The organism is Lacrimispora sp. 210928-DFI.3.58, assembly GCF_020554865.1.
Lineage (GTDB): Bacteria > Bacillota > Clostridia > Lachnospirales > Lachnospiraceae > Enterocloster.
On record NZ_JAJCIC010000040.1, the window covers coordinates 1 to 17,783 of the forward strand.

13 protein-coding genes and 1 riboswitch are annotated in these 17,783 nt (G+C 50.4%); of the genes, 5 read left to right on the forward strand and 8 right to left on the reverse strand.

Going from position 1 to position 17,783, the window contains the following annotated elements; genetic code table 11:
• Window positions 1-77: 77 nt before the first annotated feature.
• Window positions 78-162, reverse strand: a riboswitch (cyclic di-GMP riboswitch).
• Window positions 163-200: 38 nt separating this feature from the next.
• The 4 genes from LIZ87_RS18720 to LIZ87_RS18735 form a co-directional block, all read right to left on the reverse strand.
• Window positions 201-1,619, reverse strand: a complete 1,419-nt coding sequence (locus LIZ87_RS18720) for an MATE family efflux transporter (RefSeq protein WP_227148782.1) — start codon at window positions 1,617-1,619, stop codon at window positions 201-203.
• Between the two features lie 89 nt (window positions 1,620-1,708).
• Window positions 1,709-2,797: a mannonate dehydratase gene (gene uxuA, locus LIZ87_RS18725; RefSeq protein WP_334301020.1), complete on the reverse strand. Its 1,089-nt coding sequence runs from the start codon at window positions 2,795-2,797 to the stop codon at window positions 1,709-1,711.
• A 126-nt stretch (window positions 2,798-2,923) separates the two neighbouring features.
• Window positions 2,924-3,868 (reverse strand): DUF2232 domain-containing protein, encoded by a 945-nt coding sequence (locus LIZ87_RS18730; RefSeq protein ID WP_178314291.1) that lies wholly within the window; start codon window positions 3,866-3,868, stop codon window positions 2,924-2,926.
• A 42-nt stretch (window positions 3,869-3,910) separates the two neighbouring features.
• Window positions 3,911-5,188 (reverse strand): hypothetical protein, encoded by a 1,278-nt coding sequence (locus tag LIZ87_RS18735; protein WP_227148783.1) that lies wholly within the window; start codon window positions 5,186-5,188, stop codon window positions 3,911-3,913.
• Between the two features lie 236 nt (window positions 5,189-5,424).
• Between LIZ87_RS18735 and pckA the strand changes: the two genes are divergently transcribed.
• The gene (gene pckA, locus LIZ87_RS18740) at window positions 5,425-7,029 is read left to right on the forward strand and encodes a phosphoenolpyruvate carboxykinase (ATP) (protein ID WP_227148784.1); all 1,605 of its coding nucleotides are present in this window, start codon (window positions 5,425-5,427) and stop codon (window positions 7,027-7,029) included.
• Window positions 7,030-7,090: 61 nt separating this feature from the next.
• On the opposite strand, the gene LIZ87_RS18745 is transcribed toward pckA, so the two are convergent.
• Complete coding sequence (locus tag LIZ87_RS18745) at window positions 7,091-7,627, reverse strand: hypothetical protein (RefSeq protein ID WP_178314142.1); 537 nt, start codon at window positions 7,625-7,627, stop codon at window positions 7,091-7,093.
• Window positions 7,628-7,939: 312 nt separating this feature from the next.
• Here LIZ87_RS18745 and LIZ87_RS18750 point away from each other — a divergent pair, with 312 nt between their 5' ends.
• The 3 genes from LIZ87_RS18750 to LIZ87_RS18760 are packed head-to-tail and all read left to right on the forward strand — an operon-like array spanning window position 7,940 to window position 12,879.
• Window positions 7,940-9,325 (forward strand): MATE family efflux transporter, encoded by a 1,386-nt coding sequence (locus tag LIZ87_RS18750; RefSeq protein WP_178314139.1) that lies wholly within the window; start codon window positions 7,940-7,942, stop codon window positions 9,323-9,325.
• Window positions 9,326-9,338: 13 nt separating this feature from the next.
• The gene (locus LIZ87_RS18755) at window positions 9,339-11,078 is read left to right on the forward strand and encodes an ABC transporter ATP-binding protein (protein WP_227148785.1); all 1,740 of its coding nucleotides are present in this window, start codon (window positions 9,339-9,341) and stop codon (window positions 11,076-11,078) included.
• On the forward strand, window positions 11,068-12,879 hold the full coding sequence (locus LIZ87_RS18760) for an ABC transporter ATP-binding protein (RefSeq protein ID WP_227148786.1): 1,812 nt from the start codon (window positions 11,068-11,070) through the stop codon (window positions 12,877-12,879). Before LIZ87_RS18755 ends, LIZ87_RS18760 begins: the two co-directional genes overlap by 11 nt.
• Window positions 12,880-12,931: 52 nt before the next feature.
• On the opposite strand, the gene LIZ87_RS18765 is transcribed toward LIZ87_RS18760, so the two are convergent.
• A complete protein-coding gene (locus tag LIZ87_RS18765; protein WP_178316626.1) occupies window positions 12,932-14,896 on the reverse strand; it encodes an oleate hydratase in 1,965 nt (654 codons plus the stop codon).
• A 334-nt stretch (window positions 14,897-15,230) separates the two neighbouring features.
• On the opposite strand from LIZ87_RS18765, the gene LIZ87_RS18770 reads away from it, so the two are divergent.
• Entirely contained in the window at window positions 15,231-16,070 is an 840-nt protein-coding gene (locus LIZ87_RS18770; RefSeq protein WP_178316625.1) for a histidinol-phosphatase HisJ family protein, read from the forward strand.
• Between the two features lie 16 nt (window positions 16,071-16,086).
• Here the strand turns inward: LIZ87_RS18770 and LIZ87_RS18775 are convergent, their stop codons facing one another.
• Both LIZ87_RS18775 and LIZ87_RS18780 read right to left on the reverse strand, forming a co-directional pair.
• Window positions 16,087-17,028: a carbohydrate kinase family protein gene (locus tag LIZ87_RS18775; RefSeq protein ID WP_227148787.1), complete on the reverse strand. Its 942-nt coding sequence runs from the start codon at window positions 17,026-17,028 to the stop codon at window positions 16,087-16,089.
• 44 nt (window positions 17,029-17,072) lie between these two features.
• Entirely contained in the window at window positions 17,073-17,579 is a 507-nt protein-coding gene (locus LIZ87_RS18780; protein WP_227148788.1) for an O-acetyl-ADP-ribose deacetylase, read from the reverse strand.
• Window positions 17,580-17,783: the final 204 nt, after the last annotated feature.

Here is a 17,783-nt window from a genome sequence, read left to right on the forward strand (position 1 = left end):
AAAGAAAAGTGGTGCTGGGCGTAATCAACCAGCACCAACTTTGTCTACAGTCTGACCGCAGTACAATACGCTTGTACTGCGGTAACTGGCTGACATTTCCAAACGGAGTTAGTCCCTATAGTTTTGCGTCGCCGGATTTCTCCGGTTTTGCCCTATATATTTTGAACTTTCGCAAAAAAATCATATCACAAAAATAAATTTTACGCAAGATTTTTCTCTTGGGCTTCAGGAGTCTCTGCCCCTGCTGCAATGGACCGTTCAAACCTGCGGTACACATAAAAGGAAACAGCCACCGTACAGATATCCGCCACGATCTGCGTACACACGATCCCGTACATTCCGAAAACAGCATTGAACAGGATCAGCATGGGGATATTGAACAGGGCCCAGCGCACCACTGCCAGAAACAGCGCCTTGTCTCCCTTCCCCACTGCCTGGAACAGATTTACCAGATGGAAGCACATGAACATAAATGGTGTGGCAAGGCAGCGGACCCTCAGGAAATTGGCCCCGATGTATACGGTCTGCTCATCGCTGATAAAAAATCGGAGGATATTTCCCGCAAATATTTCATACAGCACAATGCTCACAGCAGCGATCACCAAGCCAACGATCCTGGATAGACTCACCACACTTTTCATCCGCCCGTGATCCCCGGAGGAATAATTGTAGGCAGCAATGGGCATCATCCCCTGACAGAGACCGATCCCCACATTTAGCGGAAGGCGCTCAGCCTTCAACACGATCCCTATGGCTGCCAGAGGGATATCCCCATAGCCTGTTGCCAGCTTATCGATCACCACATAGGCCAGGTCAAACAGCAGTGTTGCCAGAGCTGCCGGGATTCCCACACTGAAGATGGACTTGATGTTTTTGATCTCCGGCATACCGGACCGTGGTGAAAATGTCAGTACCGTGCTCCCCCGCATCCGCAAAATGACAGCCAGATAGTAGATACAGACGATCACATTGGAGCACATGGTAGCAATACCTGCTGCCGCTGTCTCCATCCCCGCCGGAAACAGCACAAACATAAAAAGGGGATCCAGGAAAATGTTAATGACACCTCCCATGGAAACGCCAAAGCCTGCCTGCTTGGCACAGCTGACAGAGCGGAGCAGATTGGACATGGTGACGGACATGACCGTTGGCAGGGCTCCCAGCACGATCACGCAGAATGCGTATTGTCTGGCATATTGGTACGTATCCCCGCTGGCGCCGAGAGCCATGAGAAGGGGGTGCATGAAAAGGGCCGTCATGACGGAAAAGAATACGGACATCCCAATGGAAAGATAAAAGCTAAAGGCAGAAACCTTTTTCGCCTGCTCCTCCTTCCCCGCACCCAAAAGCCTGGAGATCAGCGTTCCCCCGCCCACTCCTGCCAGCCCTGCAATGGAAATGCAGATGTTATACACCGGCAGGATCAGGGAAGCTCCTGCTACCATCAATGGATTGTTGGTCCTTCCTATATAAAATGTATCTGCCAGGCTGTAGATCAGCACTACCAGCTGCCCGATGATGGTGGGAATAGCCAGTGTGGCCAGGGCCTTTGGTATCGGCATTGTCTCAAATATCTCTTTGTTGTTTTTCCCAGATACTGTCTTTGTCTTCTCTAACATTGCTGTCTCCTTTTGCCTTCCGCTAAAAGAAAGGGCAGAGCCCTTTAAGACTCTGCCTCTTTTATTAGGACAGTTCCCTGTCCTGATAATTACTTCTTTTCCTCAGCCAGCTTGTCCAGCAGATCCCATACGCCCAGCATATACTGAATGCCCAGTGCGCGGTCATACTTGCCGTAGCCAGGACGGCAGTTGCCAGGACCTTCGTCCCACAGCTGACGGCCATGGTCCGGACGGATATAGCCTTCGTAACCGCCCTCGTGATATGCACGGAGGATATCAATGATACCGGTCTCGCCGCAGCAGTCGCGGTGAGCAGCCTCAGAGAAGTCACCATTCGGGAAGTGGTGAATGTTGCGGATGTGGGCAAATGCGATGCGGTCGCAGTGCTTGCGAACGATAGCAGCCACATTATTCTCCGGGTTTGCGTTCATGGAACCGGAGCAAAGTGTCAGGCAGTTGTACGGATCATCAACCATTGCCAGGAATCTGTCAATAGCCTCTGCATTTACCAGCAGGCGCGGAAGTCCGAAGATATCCCACGGCGGATCATCCTGATGGATCGCCATCTTGATATCACACTCATGACATACAGGCATCAAAGCCTCCAGGAAATATTTCAGGTTCTCCCAGAGAACTTCCTTTGTAACAGGCTTGTAAGCCTTGAACAGCTCGTCCAGCTTTGCCATACGCTCTGGCTCCCAGCCCGGGAAGGTCATGTTGTACTTCTCAGTAAAGTTCAGGATATAGTCTGCCATGGACTTGTAGTCATCCTGGATCATATCCTTCTGATAAAACAGGGCGGTGGAGCCGTCTCCTACCGGGTGGAACAGATCTGATCTGGTCCAGTCAAAGATCGGCATGAAGTTATAGCAGATAACCTTCACACCAAATTTGGAAAGGTTGCGGATCGTCTGTTTGTAATTCTCAATATACTGGTCTCTTGTCGGAAGTCCGATCTTGATATCATCATGTACATTAACAGATTCCACCACATCCATGTTGAAGCCATATGGCTCCAGCTGCTTCTGAACTTCGGCGATCTCATCGATCTCCCAGATCTCACCGGGCATCTTATTGTGAAGTGCCCAGACAATGCTTGTTACGCCCGGAATCTGCTTAATGTCAGCTAAGGTGATCGGGTCGTTGCCTTCCCCGTACCAGCGCCATCCCATCTGCATTGGCATAAGTTGTTTCCTCCTTAAATAGGTAGTATACATTAGTCAAAGAACTAACTGCTTCTATATTAACAGATAATAGCAAAAAAGTCACTGGTTTTGTTTCTAAAATCTTTGCATATTTTCCAGCTATAGCTGCCCCAATTTGAGATGGTACTGTTCGATCAGCCGATCATGATATTGGCTCACAATATATAGGAAGCCGGCCATGATCTCCATGAACGGAAATACAAGCATCCCCAGCAAGGCTATGATAAACCGGAAGATACCCATCTTAGGAAAATAGATCTTTAAGACCAGCAGAATGGATATAAAGCCAAAGCAGACCAGGTAGAGATAGCCCAGGATCCCGATCGTCAGGACCGTATTCTGCAGCAGCTCATTTTCAAGGGGCTTTGCAAGCTTTGTGATGTAAGCGCAGAATGCCAGCCCTGCAGCATAGCCTGTCCACTTGGGCGGGGCATACAGATACACGGATTTTGGCTTCTGCACCGGAAAACGGAGCCTGCGCAGGATCAGCAGGCTGATCTCATAGACGAGAAAGCCCTGGAACACTCCCAAAAGGGTCATGGAGACAACAAACATCTGTTTCAGATAATTCGTTGACATCATCTGCTCCGGCACCACAGCCCCTGACTGTTCAAAGATGGAGCCCATCATCATCTGCATCTCGGCAACCTCTTTATTCAGGTCAAAGCCGAACAGAAAGCCCAGCACTATGGTGTTTAGGACGCTCACCACTGCCGACATGGCCATCACTGCGAACAGTGTTTTTGTCATATCCACCTTATGATACAGGCAGCCGCCGAATATAAGTCCAATGGAAACCTGGGTCACTGCATAAAAAATGGTGGTAAAGCTTCCATACAGGAAGGAAATGAATGACATGGCAAGAAAGACCGGTACGCCGCTTTTTAAGCCGTACATTGCCGAATAGGCGACCATTGGGACCGGATACAGGAACAAAAAGATATCCTGGAACAGATTTCCCGTCTGCCGGTTCAGCAAAAGCAGTACACCGAAAATTGCCGTGACCATTGCGCCTGTTGTGATTTTAAGTGATTTCTTATTCATCGTTCTTTTTCCTGCAATTCTTTTCTATATTTTGCGGCACGATCATCTCTTATTCAGCTGCGCTCTCAGCTCCCCGGCGGTCATAGGCGTTTCCATATTCTCATATCCGCCCGCATCGTAAGCCGCACATTCCTCCGGGGAGGCCTCCGCACCATTTATATAGCTGACGCTGTAATATCCCACGGAGCCCATTTCGTTTTCATCGGGGATCCCGTTTCCATTGGCATCATCAAAATTGTAGGTCTCTATCTGCACCACGGTCTCCATGGTATGCCGGGTACTGGCTGTCATGTAGGTCGTATAGTAGATGGCTCCCGCATAGTCATGGTTGAAATTTACCAGGCTGTTCTTTCCCGGAGCGTATTCGTAGCCTGCATTTCCCCCTGCTCCATAGAACCAATGATCCATCAGCGTGTATACGGTTCCATTATCATATGTATACAGGCTCACATAGTAGCCATTGACCCCGGAGGCCAATTCCGGGATATCATTGCCGTCAAAATCAATGAGGCCGTACCCATTTTCTGCCGTACTCTCCAGCTCACAGAGTCTGATCACAGCCTCATATGCCTCCTGATAGCTGGTAAACTCACCATTCCTTTTCCCATCTGACAAAAGCCTGCGAATCTCCGGCACTGACAGTGCTGCCGCCTGCTCGGATATATGCTCCGACAGCTGCTCCTGTGAGACAAAATATCGCTCAAAGCCGCCTCCGCCGGTGGGAAACCCATAATAAACAGCTGCAAAGCTTGTACTGCCATATGTCTCGATCAGCAGAATATCCGTGTTCCCGTCATAATTGATATCATAAAATGATACTGCATCCAGACTGGTAAATGTCTCTCCTGCCAGCCTCTCAGGCACGTACGGCCGGATCTCTGTGAGGATACTTCCGTCCTGGATGATCTGCATAACAGGATCTGCCTGTTCCCCTGAAGGGGAAAAAGGAACGAACCAGACCTTTCCGTCATACTCGCTGAGCTCCACCTCAAACGTCTGCCCTGCAATGCAGCCTTCGCCAAACATTCCTCTTATGCTGTCTGCCTTTGAAGTCTCCCGGCCGTCTGATCCTGAGGCATCCGCACCCGCTGCGTCTGTTTTTGCAGCATCTGCTGCCTGGATATCTGTTTTCGCAGCATCCGGCCGATCCATATCCAGGATCAACGGCTCTTCTTTCCTGCTGCCATTGCTGCCATCCAGACCTGCGCTCTCTCCCATCTTCTGCCCCTGACCGCACGCCGCAAGCATCCCGGACACTGCCAACAGGAAAGCAAGCCTCGCTGCCTTTTTCAGGCCTCGGTATTTTTGCCAAACCATCATCTGAAACCTCCCGCCTTATGATTCTATCATGATTATAATGCTGCCACCCTCCTAATGGCAAGAAGTAAAAAAAGATCCATGTTAAATAATTGTCATTTTTTTCATAAATTTCGCGGATTTTTATTGACTTCTTGAATTTATCATGTAAAATTGGTAATAGGGGCCAGTTGATCCTGGTTTTCCCATTCTTCATTTCGCACCTATTACTATTTAAAAGAAAAGAGGTTAAATGCAAAATGGCAAAGATTGATTTGAACAAGTATGGTATTACTGGAACTACAGACATTGTGTACAACCCTTCTTATGAAGCTTTATTTGAAGAAGAGACCAAACCTGAGCTGGAAGGCTATGAAAAGGGTCAGGTCAGCGAACTTGGTGCTGTAAATGTAATGACTGGTATTTACACAGGCCGTTCACCAAAAGACAAATTCATCGTAATGGATGAAAATTCAAAGGATACTGTATGGTGGACCTCTGATGAATACAAGAATGATAACCACCCGGCAAGTGAGGAAACCTGGGCAGCAGTAAAGAAAATTGCTCAGAACGAGCTTTCTAACAAGAGACTTTTCATCGTAGATGCTTTCTGCGGCGCTAACAAGGATACCCGCATGGCGATCCGTTTCATCATGGAAGTAGCATGGCAGGCTCACTTTGTTAAAAATATGTTCATCATCCCGACCGATGAGGAGCTTGAGAACTTCGAGCCGGATTTCGTTGTTTACAACGCATCCAAGGCAAAGGTTGAAAATTACAAGGAGTTAGGCTTAAACTCTGAGACAGCCGTTGTATTTAACATCACAAGCCGCGAGCAGGTTATCATCAACACCTGGTACGGCGGTGAGATGAAGAAGGGTATGTTCTCCATGATGAACTACTATCTGCCATTAAAGGGCATCGCTTCCATGCACTGCTCTGCCAACACAGATATGAACGGCGAGAACACCGCGATCTTCTTTGGCCTGTCCGGCACAGGTAAGACCACCTTATCAACCGATCCAAAGCGTCTTCTGATCGGTGATGACGAGCACGGCTGGGATGACAACGGCGTGTTCAACTTCGAGGGCGGCTGCTATGCAAAGGTTATCAACCTGGACAAGGAATCTGAGCCAGATATCTACAATGCGATCAAGCGCAATGCTCTTCTTGAGAACGTTACCCTGGATGCAGAGGGCAAGATTGATTTCGCTGACAAGAGCGTAACCGAGAACACCCGTGTATCTTACCCGATCAACCATATTGAGAAGATCGTACGCCCGGTTTCCTCCGCTCCTGCAGCTAAGAATGTGATCTTCCTGTCCGCAGATGCCTTCGGCGTACTGCCTCCAGTATCCATTCTGACGCCAGAGCAGACACAGTACTACTTCCTGTCCGGTTTCACAGCTAAGCTTGCCGGCACAGAGCGCGGGATCACAGAGCCTACACCTACCTTCTCTGCTTGCTTTGGCCAGGCCTTCCTTGAGCTTCATCCTACAAAGTATGGTGAAGAGCTCGTTAAGAAGATGGAGAAGAGCGGCGCTAAGGCATACCTGGTAAATACCGGCTGGAACGGAACAGGCAAGCGTATCTCCATCCGTGATACACGCGGCATCATCGATGCGATCTTAAATGGCGACATTCTGAATGCACCGACAAAGAAGATCCCATACTTTAACTTTGAAGTTCCCACTGAGCTTCCTGGCGTAGATCCTGCGATCCTGGATCCTCGCGACACCTATGCAGATGCTTCTGAGTGGGAAGAAAAGGCAAAGGATCTGTCCGGCAGATTCGTTAAGAACTTTGCAAAATATGAAGGCAACGAGGCTGGAAAGGCCCTGGTTGCAGCTGGTCCTCAGTTATAATCCATTGACAGCAAAAAAGCGGCGGGTGAGCGATCACCTGCCGCTTTTTACTGCCTATGGATCATTTTGCGAAAAAACGCTTAAATACCGCCCTGACTAGCGGCTGTATAAAGAATATCTGCGAGAAAAATGCAAAGGGGAAATTAAAGCAGACAAGCTTCAGCCAGTTCGCAAGCAGCGTCAGGATGGAAAAGCCCTGATAATAGGGATAATAGAACCATGCTGCAAGAAAGCTCATGGCAGGGCACATCAAAAGGACCGTGGCGCTTATGATCATGGTCTCGAAGATCATCGGATGGCTGCTCTCGGGATCAAATACCATGCTTGCGATCTTAAATGAACAGGGACTTCCCATGATACATTCCAAACCAAATGCAAAAATAAATTCGATCAGAATGAGCGCCCACACAGGCAACATCCTTCCGAACATATAAACTCCCCCCTGGGCGTTGATTGCATGTATAACAGAATCTGCTCCCGTCAGGTTCATGAGCAGATTTCCGTTGATCACATACAGGCTGTAAAAAACGTATGCGTGAACAGTTACGATCACGGTCAGGAAAGCGAAGACCTTCCTTTGAAATTGAGTTGTTGGCATGTTTGTTCCTCCTGAATTTAGGCACAAAAAAACACAGGCAATGCGGAGTTTCTGATCCAGTGTAAACTTCATAATTACCGTGATCAGATTTACGTGCTCAGCACTACTTGTGTCGTCTATGAGCCGTTATTAAATTACAGGAAGGATTCTATCACAAATCTTTCCGAAAAATCAAGCGTTAATTTGAACCTCACATCTTGTTTGCAAAAAATAAAAATATTTGTTATAATAGGTACGGACGCGACCGTTTCTATGAAATGTGCAAACCACTTTTTTGGTTTGCACATTTTTTCTTTTTAAACAGGAGGATTTATGGAAAGAAAAAACAAAATGGGCTATATGCCCATGACAAGGCTTATGATCAATATGTCCCTGCCGCTCATGTTCTCGCTGCTGATCCAATCACTCTACAACATCGTGGACAGCATCTTTGTGGCACGGCTGGGACAGGAGGCGCTGACTGCTGTGTCTCTTGCGTACCCGGTACAGATTCTGATGATCGCTGTTTCTGTGGGCACCAGCGTCGGTATCAACTCGCTGCTCTCCAAGAGCATCGGCGCTAAGGACTCCGCCCTGACCGGGAACACCGCCACTACCGGAGTGCTCCTCTCTCTTCTGGGCGCAGCGGTCTTTATGCTTCTGGGCCTGTTCTGTACAGACAGCTTCGCAGGAATGTTCACCAGTGATCCCTTCATCGGCGGTGCCTGCGCGGAGTACCTCTCCATCTGTATGCTCTTCTGCCTGGGAACCTTTGTGAGCACCATGTTCCAGCGATTTTTGCAGTCCGTTGGAAATACCGTTGGCAGCATGCTCACTCTGGTGGCCGGAGCTGTGACAAACCTGATCCTGGACCCCATTTTGATCTTCGGCCTGTTGGGCTTTCCTGCCATGGGGATCCGCGGCGCAGCCATTGCCACAGTCATCGGGCAATGGATATGTGCTGTGTACGCTGTTCTGCTGAACCGCTTTTGCAATCCCACTGTCCAGCCAAAATGGAAGGGCTACCGGCTGGAGGGCCGTATCCTGGCTGACATTTACCGGGTCGGCCTGCCCACCATTATCACCCAGGCTCTTGGAAGCATCATGGTTTCCGCCATCAACGGGATCCTGATGCCCCTTTCTCCGGCAGCTGTTGCATTTTTCGGCGTATACTACAAGCTCCAAAACTTCCTCTTTATGCCCATGAACGGGCTGGGACAGGCAGCCATCCCCATTGTCGGATATAATTACGGCACCAGGCAGCCGGAGCGTGTACGGTCTGCCTTCTGCACGGCGCTCCCCATGGCCGCAGGCATCGCCCTGCTGGCAACAGCGGTGTTCTGCGCCATTCCCGGATGGCTGCTCCAATTGTTTGACGCTGATGCCAACATGCTGGCCCTCGGCATTCCGGCCTTAAGGACCATCTCCTTTACCTTTGTCTTTGCCTCCGTGACCATGATCCTGGGCTATGCCGCTTCCGGCCTTGGAAACGGCTTTATCAATATGGCTGGCACAAGCCTGCGCCAGGTAATCATTTTCGTACCTCTGGTCTGGATACTGGCCAAAACTGCAGGCATTGGCTCTGTCTGGTATGCATTTTGGGCAGCAGAGCCGGCAGCCGCTCTTTACGCCATTTTCAGCAGTATCCGTCTGCTGTATAAACGGGGAATCCTGACAGACCGGCTTTATCCTTTGGCCGGGAAAACACATCCGAGATAAAGAAAGGAGACTTATGTGGAAGTATATAAAAAGGTATCTTCACTTTGCGGTCATCGCTGCGGCGTTTATGGTCGGCGAGGTGATGATGGATCTATTGCAGCCAACGATCATGAGTGCCATTATTGATGACGGCGTATTAGGTGTCAATACAGGCGGCGCAGGCGACCTTCACCTGATCTGGACGCTGGGGCTTCAGATGATCGTCCTGATCCTCTTTGGCGGCCTGTGCGGCAGCCTCAACAATATGTTTGTCCACATGACCGGACAGAATATCGGCAACGAAATGCGCAAGGATTCCTTTCGCAGGATCATGTCCTTTTCCTTTCCCCAGGTGGACCAGTTCGGCACCGGCTCGCTGGTGACCCGTGTGACCAATGACATCACCCAGGTACAGAACTTTGTGTCACAGTTTGTCCGCGGCATGATCCGCACCTCCATGCTGATGTTTGGAAGCATTTTCTTCCTGTTTCAGCTGAATCAGGACTTTGGCAGGATCGTGCTGTGTGCCTTTCCGTTTATTGTCGGGGTTCTGGCCTTCTGCTTAAGCAGGGCCAACCCGCTGTTTGGGAAGCTCCAGGCACAGCTGGATGAGATCAATGCCATCATGCAGGAGGATGTGTCCGGTATCCGGATCATCAAGGCATGCGTCCGGGAGGTTTACGAAAAGATCCGGTTTGGCAGGTCCAATGACAAGCTGGTCAAAACCCAGCTCCAGGTACTGACGATCTTCGCTTTTATGAATCCTGCCATGAATGCCCTGATGTATGTGGTCGTCCTGGTGCTTCTTCTGACAGGCTCTGCCCAGGTTGGCGCAGGCACTGCCACTCCCGGCATTATCATAGCAGCGATCACCTACACGACCCAGCTGTTAAACGGCATCCTGATGCTTGTTCTGCTGTTCCAGAACATTTCCAGAGGCATTGCATCCTGGGGCCGCGTCAGGGAGATCCTGTACAGCCAGCCTGATCTAAAGAACGGCGGCTTTGACGGGAAGACAGAGGTATCCGGTGAAATTGAATTCCGTGGTGTTTCCTTTACTTATCCCGGAAGCACACAGGTTGTGTTAAAGGACATTGACCTTACGATCCATTCCGGTGAAACCATCGCGATCATGGGCGCCACTGGCTGCGGAAAATCCTCCCTGGTGAATCTGATCCCCCGGTTTTATGATGCAGCAGAGGGGATGGTACTGGTAGACGGCGTGGATGTCCGCAAATACGACTTAAAAGCCCTGCGGCAAAAGATCTCCATCGCCCTGCAGAAAAGCGAGCTGTTCAGTATCCTGATCCGTGAGAATATCGCCTGGGGAAAGCCGGACTCCTCTGAAGCCCAGATCCTCCAGGCGGCAAGGACGGCCCAGGCGGATCAGTTCATCCGCTCTGCGCCCCAGGGCTATGACACCTTAGTGGATGAACGGGGCATGAGCCTCTCCGGCGGCCAACGGCAGCGGATCTCCATTGCAAGATCTGTCGTAAAGGACGCCAAGATCCTGATCTTAGACGACTCCACCAGTGCCCTTGACCTAAAGACCGAGGCTGATCTGTATGCGGCATTGAAGGAAGCCAGTCCCAAAAGCACAAAGATCATCATTGCACAGCGCATTGCATCTGTCCGGCAGGCGGACCGGATCGTGGTATTGGAAAATGGACGGATCGCTGCCTGCGGTACACACGAGGAGCTGATGAATACCTGTACGGCTTATCAGGATATTTATGATTCCCAGCTGGGAAAGGAGGAGCAGTATGGCCGATGAGAAAAAGTTATTGGAACGCACCTTACCGGGAATGAACCGGGAAGCGCGGTTTGCCCAGGTTGAGCATGCGGAAAATGTCCGCGATACCCTGAAATGTATCCTGGCCTACTTTGCCAGGGAAAAATCCATGGTCCTTATCATGCTCTTTATCGTTATCCTTGGAACCCTCTGCGGTGTTTATGCACCCAGTTTGCAGAGCTGGTCTATTGATATCATTGCCGGCACCAGAGAGGGACGCTTATCATACACACTGGGGCTGATGTTTGGGGCGTATCTGATCTACAGCGGCTGCCAGCTGCTCCAGGGTCTCATCAGCGCAAGGCTCAGCCAGCGCATTGTAAAGCAGATGCGCGGGGAGCTGTTTGCAAAAATCGTTGACCTGCCGATCCGGTATCTGGATACCCACTCTCACGGCGATGTAATGAGCCGCATGACAAACGATATTGAGAACATTTCCACCACTGTCTCCCAGTCTCTGCCGTCCCTGTTTTCCGGCGTATTGACGATCATTGGCACGGTGGCTGTCATGCTCTGGTACTGCTGGCAGCTGGCCCTTTTGAGCCTCGGCACTGTGCTTCTGACCCTGATCGCAACCAAAGTCCTCTCAAAAAAAGTCCGCCAATTTTCCAGGAAGCGCCAGATGCTGCTTGGCAGGCTCAACGGCACTGTGGAGGAGATGATCTCCGGCTATCACACTGTTGTTGCCTATGACCACCAGGATGCAACCATAGAAGAATTCTGCGCCACGGCAGACGACCTGACAAAGGCAGGTATCCGCACGGATATTTTCAGCGGCGTCATGGGACCTGTCATGAACTGTATTGGCAACATAGGCTTTGTTATCATTGCGGCCTTTGGCGGATATTTTGCCGTCCATGGTTTGATCTCCGTCGGTGTCATTTCCGCCTTTATCGTCTATGCCAAGCAGTTTAGCCGCCCTATCAATGAGATCGCACAGATCTACGGACAGCTCCAGACAGCCATCGCCGGTGCGGAGCGGGTGTTTGCCGTTCTCCATGAGACCAGCGAGGATATGGAAGGAGAGGAGCTGAAACAGGACAAAAATGCTGCCGTGCATTTTAAACATGTGAATTTTTCCTATGTATCCGGCCATCCTGTGATCCGCGATTTCAGCCTGACTGTCCCCTCCGGAAAAAAGGTCGCTCTGGTGGGCTCCACAGGCAGCGGAAAGACTACGGTGGTGAATCTGCTGATGCGCTTTTACGACATCGACAGCGGCAGGATCCTGATCAATGGCCAGAATATCGCAGGCCTGTCCAGAAGCAGCCTCCGCAAACATGCAGCCATCGTTCTGCAGGATACGGTCCTTTTTTCTGATACTGTCCGAAACAACCTGACCTATGCCAATGAGACTGCCACCGGCGAACAGCTAAAGCAGGCCATCCATATGAGCCGCTGCAGGGAGCTGATCGATATGCTTCCCCAGGGCCTTGATACTGTGCTCACCTCTGCCGGAGGGAACCTAAGCCAGGGCCAGCGCCAGCTTTTGGCGATCGCACGCGCTTTTGTGGCAGATCCTGAGATCCTGATCTTAGATGAGGCCACCTCCAATGTGGATACGCGGACAGAAAAGGCCATCCAGGCCGCCATGCAGCACATCATGCAGAACCGCACCAGCATCATCATTGCCCACCGCCTCAGCACGATCCGCGATGCGGATATCATCGTCGTAATGGATCAGGGCAGGATCATTGAAAGCGGAAGCCACAGTGAGCTGCTGGCACAGCGCGGGAAATACTATGAACTGTACATGACGCAGTACGCGGGATTCGCCACATGACGGATCCCGCATACTGCGCTTTTATTCTTCTGTTGTCCATTCCGGAGCTGCATTACAGCATGTGTTCCTTCAGCACATCATGGTCTCTCAATACTTTTTCTATAACCGTACCCTTTACGAAATGGATCAACGGCTTTTTCAAAAGGTTTAAGGGACCCGGCAGCTCGATCTCCAGAGGAGATTTGCCGTCCATCAGCTTTACGGAGCTGTCAAGGAGGGCACGGATGTCATAGACGCTCCCCCAGACCTCCGGAACTCCGCGGTCTACGCCGAGAAGTCCGTACACTGCCTCCATGGCTGTCCGCACGGAATACTCTGTTGTAAATACCGTATCCCTCGGTGTCTGGGCAAACTGGCCCAGAAATGCAAAGTTTACGCAGCCGTCCGGGATCACATCGGGACGGTCTCCCTTTGTCCTCGGCATGAAAAATGCAGTAACATAGGGCATCATTGTCGGAACGCAGACTGCGCTGTGCTCCGCTAACTCCTCTATCTCCTCTGACGGAACGCCCAAATGGTACAGCCACTCCTCTGTGATCTCTTTTCCGGTGCATTCCTTCATAGGCTTCTTCACATAGTCCCCCGGCACATCGGTGAACAATCCATATACCCAGACACATACCTTATCGGGATCCTGCTCCTTAAACTGGCCCTGCCTGTTGATGGTCCAGCTCATCAGCCAGCTGGAATCCTGGCAGCTCACAATACCGCCGGTCACCACTTTGCCGCTCTTTGGATCGCGCTTGCAGATCTTTGTGATGTATGGAATGATCCTGTCATCCTGGGTTGTGATCGTGGCGGACTCCCAGTTTGTCTTGGAAATATCGGAACAGAATTTCTCAGGACGTCCAAAGGAGGGATCCTGCTTCGCAATATTCTTCCAGAGGCTCCAGCATCCGCTTGTGCGGGTCTCGGCTTCTTTATCCGGCGCATGGTTCTGATCGCCGTAAATGGTCCCTTCCGTACAGCTTCCGTTGGTCACGAATACCAGATCATTTTCTGTGAGCGGGATCTCTTTTTCCTCTCCTTTGACCCTGCACTGAATGGTTTTCGCAATCTTTTTCTTGTCCTTAAACTCAAAAATCACATTGGTGACCTCTGTGTGGAACTGGAAATCCACTCCGGCCTTCTCCAGGTATTTCTGCATAGGAAGAATCAGGGACTCATATTGATTGTATCTTGTAAACTTCAATGCGCTGAAATCCGGAAGCCCTGCAATGTGATGGATGAATCTCTGGAAATACAATTTCATTTCCAGGGCACTGTGCCAGCTCTCAAAGGCAAACATGGTCCTCCAGTACAGCCAGAAGGTGGAATTGAACACCTCCTCATCCAGCACATCCTCAATGGTCTTGTCATACAGGTCTTCATCCTTTGTCATGAAAAGCTTCATGATCTCCATGCAGCCCTTCTGGCTGAGATTGAATTTGCCGTCTGTATGGGCATCCTGTCCTCTGTTCACAGTGGCGCGGCAGAGAGAATAGTTGGGATCATGCTTGTTCAGCCAGTAATATTCATCCAGCACAGAGGCTCCCGGGACCTCCAGGGACGGAATGCTGTGGAACAAGTCCCAGAGACACTCAAAATGGTTTTCCATCTCTCTTCCGCCGCGCATCACATAGCCCCGTGTGGGATCGTTGATACCATCACAGGCGCCGCCGGCAACATCCATTGCCTCCAAAATGTGGATATGGGAACCAGGCATCTGCCCGTCACGCACAAGGAAGCAGGCTGCCGCCAGGGAAGCCAGCCCGCCGCCCACCAGATAGGCGCTCTTTCCTTCTACTCCCTCCGGCTTTTCCGGCCGGGCAAAGGCCTCGTAGTTTCCGCTTGTGTAGTAAATCCCCTTTTTGTTCTTAGCATCCCTGCCCCGCTCCGTATTGCGGTACTCACTGTTTCCCGGCATCTGCTTCCGGGAGCCCTTCTTTTCTTTCAGTGATTTTGCGATCATCACCGCTGTGCCCGTGCCTGCCAGCATTGCTGATGCCACACCAATTTTTATTCCCTTTTTCCCCATACTTGTAACCGCCTTTCCTACGATTTTGACACCAGGTTATTTCTGATGTTTTTCCGATAAATGTAGTTTTTAATACCACTTTATCAGTTATAAATATCTACATAATACTATACTTTATTAATGCATATTTTACAAGCAAAACCAGAAAAAATATCGCTCCTTCCCTTTCTGTGCAGCAAAAAATGATCCCCTGCAGTCAGATTTCCTATTGCATCTGATCTTTTATGATTTTGTCCTATTATCTGGCGATATTTCTATAGATAACATCCATTTCATGAAATATAATGATAGGAAATCAGTCCTGATCAAAAGAAAACGGAAAGGAGAACTGCAGATGTACGCAGACTACCACTTACACACTTATTACAGCGATGATTCTGATTATCCTATGGAGCAGCTTGTGAAGGATGCTGTTTCCATGGGACTTTCGGAGATCTGCTTTACTGATCATGTGGATTATGGCGTGAAGGAGGATTGGCCGGACGGGCCGGACACTTATCAGCCGGAAGAAAAGGCAGCGCTTCCTGCCATGAATGTAAAATATCCCGCATATCATGCCGAGATCAAACAAATAAAAAGGAAATATAACGGAAGGATCACCATACGGGAAGGGATGGAGTTTGGCATGCAGGTACATACCATTCCCCAATACCAGAAGCTCTTCTCTTCCTATCCCTTTGATTTTATCATTCTGTCCTGTCATCAGGTAGAAGATAAGGAATTTTGGAACCAGGATTTTCAAAAGGGGAAAACACAGGACGAATACAACCGCAGATATTACGAAGAGATCCTTCGCGTTATAAAGAGCTATAAGGATTACAGCGTACTTGGACATTTGGATATGATCACGCGCTATGACCTGGCAGGTATCTATCCCTTTGAAAAGGTCAAAGATATCATCACGGACATCTTAAAACAGGCCATAAGCGATGGAAAAGGCATCGAAGTCAATACCTCCAGCCACCGCTATGGGCTTCCTGACCTGACTCCATCAAGGGACATTCTAAAGCTTTACAAGGAACTGGGAGGAACCATTATCACCATAGGCAGCGATACCCATGCTCCGGAACATCTTGCCGCCTATGTAAAGGAAACAGCCAAAGAATTAAAACAGCTGGGTTTTTCTTCCATATGCACCTTTGAAAACATGGCTCCCGTGTTTCACCAGCTGTGAAAATACAGACCCGCTCTCAGTATTTCCAGCCCTGGTGCTCCTCCCTCCATGCTCTCAGCCTTTCCTCTGTCAGCCGGCCTCCGGAGGCTCCGGGAAACAGGGTGCTGAGAGAGGCTCCAACGCAGGCATACCGGCAGGCCTCCTTTGGCGTGTCTCCGGATAGGATTCGGCTGATAAACAAAGCCACCATACAATCTCCTGCCCCGGTGGTATCGACCGGCTCCACCGGGACAGCCGGAATCCAGCTGTTCCCCTCCGCTGAAGCCAGATAACAGCCTTGGCTTCCGCATTTGATCACAACACAGCCTGCTCCCGCTTCCAGGTACTGATCAGCCGCCTCCTCGGCGCTGCCGGTTCCGGTCATCTCCAGAGCATCATACAGGCTGGGCAGAAAGTAGCTGATCAGAGGAAGGAAGGGGCGGATCCCCTCAAAGCCCTGCCTCTGTTTGTCCGCTGCCAGATCGGCAAATACAGGAATCTTCTGTTCTCTTGCCGCCTGCAGATATTCCAAAAGCCCATCTGCCTCCAGCTCCGGCATGGAAAAGAGGCTTCCCAGGGAAATAGCCCGCGGGTGCTCCAAAAGGGCTGCCTTTACGTCCTCCTTGCTAAGGAAGCTGTGAGCTCCCTTCACAGAGAATGTATGGCGCTCCCCTGCCTCATTCACCAGCACCAGGGCTGTCCCTGTCTGTATCCCCTCTTTTACTGCCAGAAACTCTGTTCTCACCCCTCTTGCGTCCAGGGCATGCTTTAGCATCTGGCCATTTTGGTCCGCCCCGACCGCGGCAGCCAGCGCCGCCTCACAGCCCAGATCCGCAAGCCGTAAGCTCTGATTAGCCGCATCGCCTCCTGTTTGGATCTGTATTTCGGAAATCCGCTGCTTCTCTCTCCACATGTCCTGGCTCTCTATTGGCCTTGCCGTGATATCTAAAACAGCGGAGCCTATGCATAAAACGTCCATTACTCTTCCCCTCCGGCATCTCAAACTTCATATCCTGCATGACGCTAATGTTCCGCACGCTCCAATGCCCTCTGGTAATACCCCAGCGTGTCCTTGTCAAAGCATACCATCTGCACCTCCATGTCCGGGTGCGTCTTTAAAAACTCCAGGATCGTCCCAACAGCAATCACAGACGCCTTTTCAAGAGGGAACCGATAGATCCCCGTGCTGATGGAGGGAAAGGCGATCCTTTTACATCCGTTCTCTGCCGCCAGCTCCAGGCAGCTCTGATAGCAGCTTCTCAGGAGCTGCTCCTCGTTCTTTTTCCCGCCATTCCATACTGGTCCGGGGGTGTGGATGATGTATTCTGCCGGAAGGCGGTAGCCCTTTGTGATCTTCGCCTGCCCGGTCTTGCACCCATGAAGCATCCGGCATTCTCCCAGGAGCTTTGGACCTGCTGCACGGTGAATCGCTCCGTCCACGCCGCCTCCGCCAAGAAGACTGGTGTTTGCAGCATTTACAATGGCATCTGCCTTTACTTTTGTGATATCTCCTAATGTGACAGTCAACATTCTTCTTGTCCTCCCTCGTATTACCATCTTATTTCAAATACAACACTATGAAACCATGCGGTCATGGACCGCATTCATAAGAACATACATTCTCATTTGCATACTGTCAAGAAATTGCAGAAACAGCAAAAGGCTCCCACGCTATGGGAACCTTTGTCATTCCTATTACAGTGAAGGCTGCAAATAGCGGTCAAAATCATTATA

Coding starts and splice junctions, on each gene's coding strand:
- LIZ87_RS18735 (WP_227148783.1), bottom strand. CDS start 5,188: ATGATGGTTTGGCAAAAATACCGAGGCCTGAAAAAGGCAGCGAGGCTT.
- LIZ87_RS18750 (WP_178314139.1), top strand. CDS start 7,940: ATGGAAAGAAAAAACAAAATGGGCTATATGCCCATGACAAGGCTTATG.
- LIZ87_RS18755 (WP_227148785.1), top strand. CDS start 9,339: ATGTGGAAGTATATAAAAAGGTATCTTCACTTTGCGGTCATCGCTGCG.
- pckA (WP_227148784.1), top strand. CDS start 5,425: ATGGCAAAGATTGATTTGAACAAGTATGGTATTACTGGAACTACAGAC.
- LIZ87_RS18745 (WP_178314142.1), bottom strand. CDS start 7,627: ATGCCAACAACTCAATTTCAAAGGAAGGTCTTCGCTTTCCTGACCGTG.
- LIZ87_RS18770 (WP_178316625.1), top strand. CDS start 15,231: ATGTACGCAGACTACCACTTACACACTTATTACAGCGATGATTCTGAT.
- uxuA (WP_334301020.1), bottom strand. CDS start 2,797: ATGCAGATGGGATGGCGCTGGTACGGGGAAGGCAACGACCCGATCACC.
- LIZ87_RS18760 (WP_227148786.1), top strand. CDS start 11,068: ATGGCCGATGAGAAAAAGTTATTGGAACGCACCTTACCGGGAATGAAC.
- LIZ87_RS18765 (WP_178316626.1), bottom strand. CDS start 14,896: ATGGGGAAAAAGGGAATAAAAATTGGTGTGGCATCAGCAATGCTGGCA.
- LIZ87_RS18775 (WP_227148787.1), bottom strand. CDS start 17,028: ATGGACGTTTTATGCATAGGCTCCGCTGTTTTAGATATCACGGCAAGG.
- LIZ87_RS18730 (WP_178314291.1), bottom strand. CDS start 3,868: ATGAATAAGAAATCACTTAAAATCACAACAGGCGCAATGGTCACGGCA.
- LIZ87_RS18720 (WP_227148782.1), bottom strand. CDS start 1,619: ATGTTAGAGAAGACAAAGACAGTATCTGGGAAAAACAACAAAGAGATA.
- LIZ87_RS18780 (WP_227148788.1), bottom strand. CDS start 17,579: ATGTTGACTGTCACATTAGGAGATATCACAAAAGTAAAGGCAGATGCC.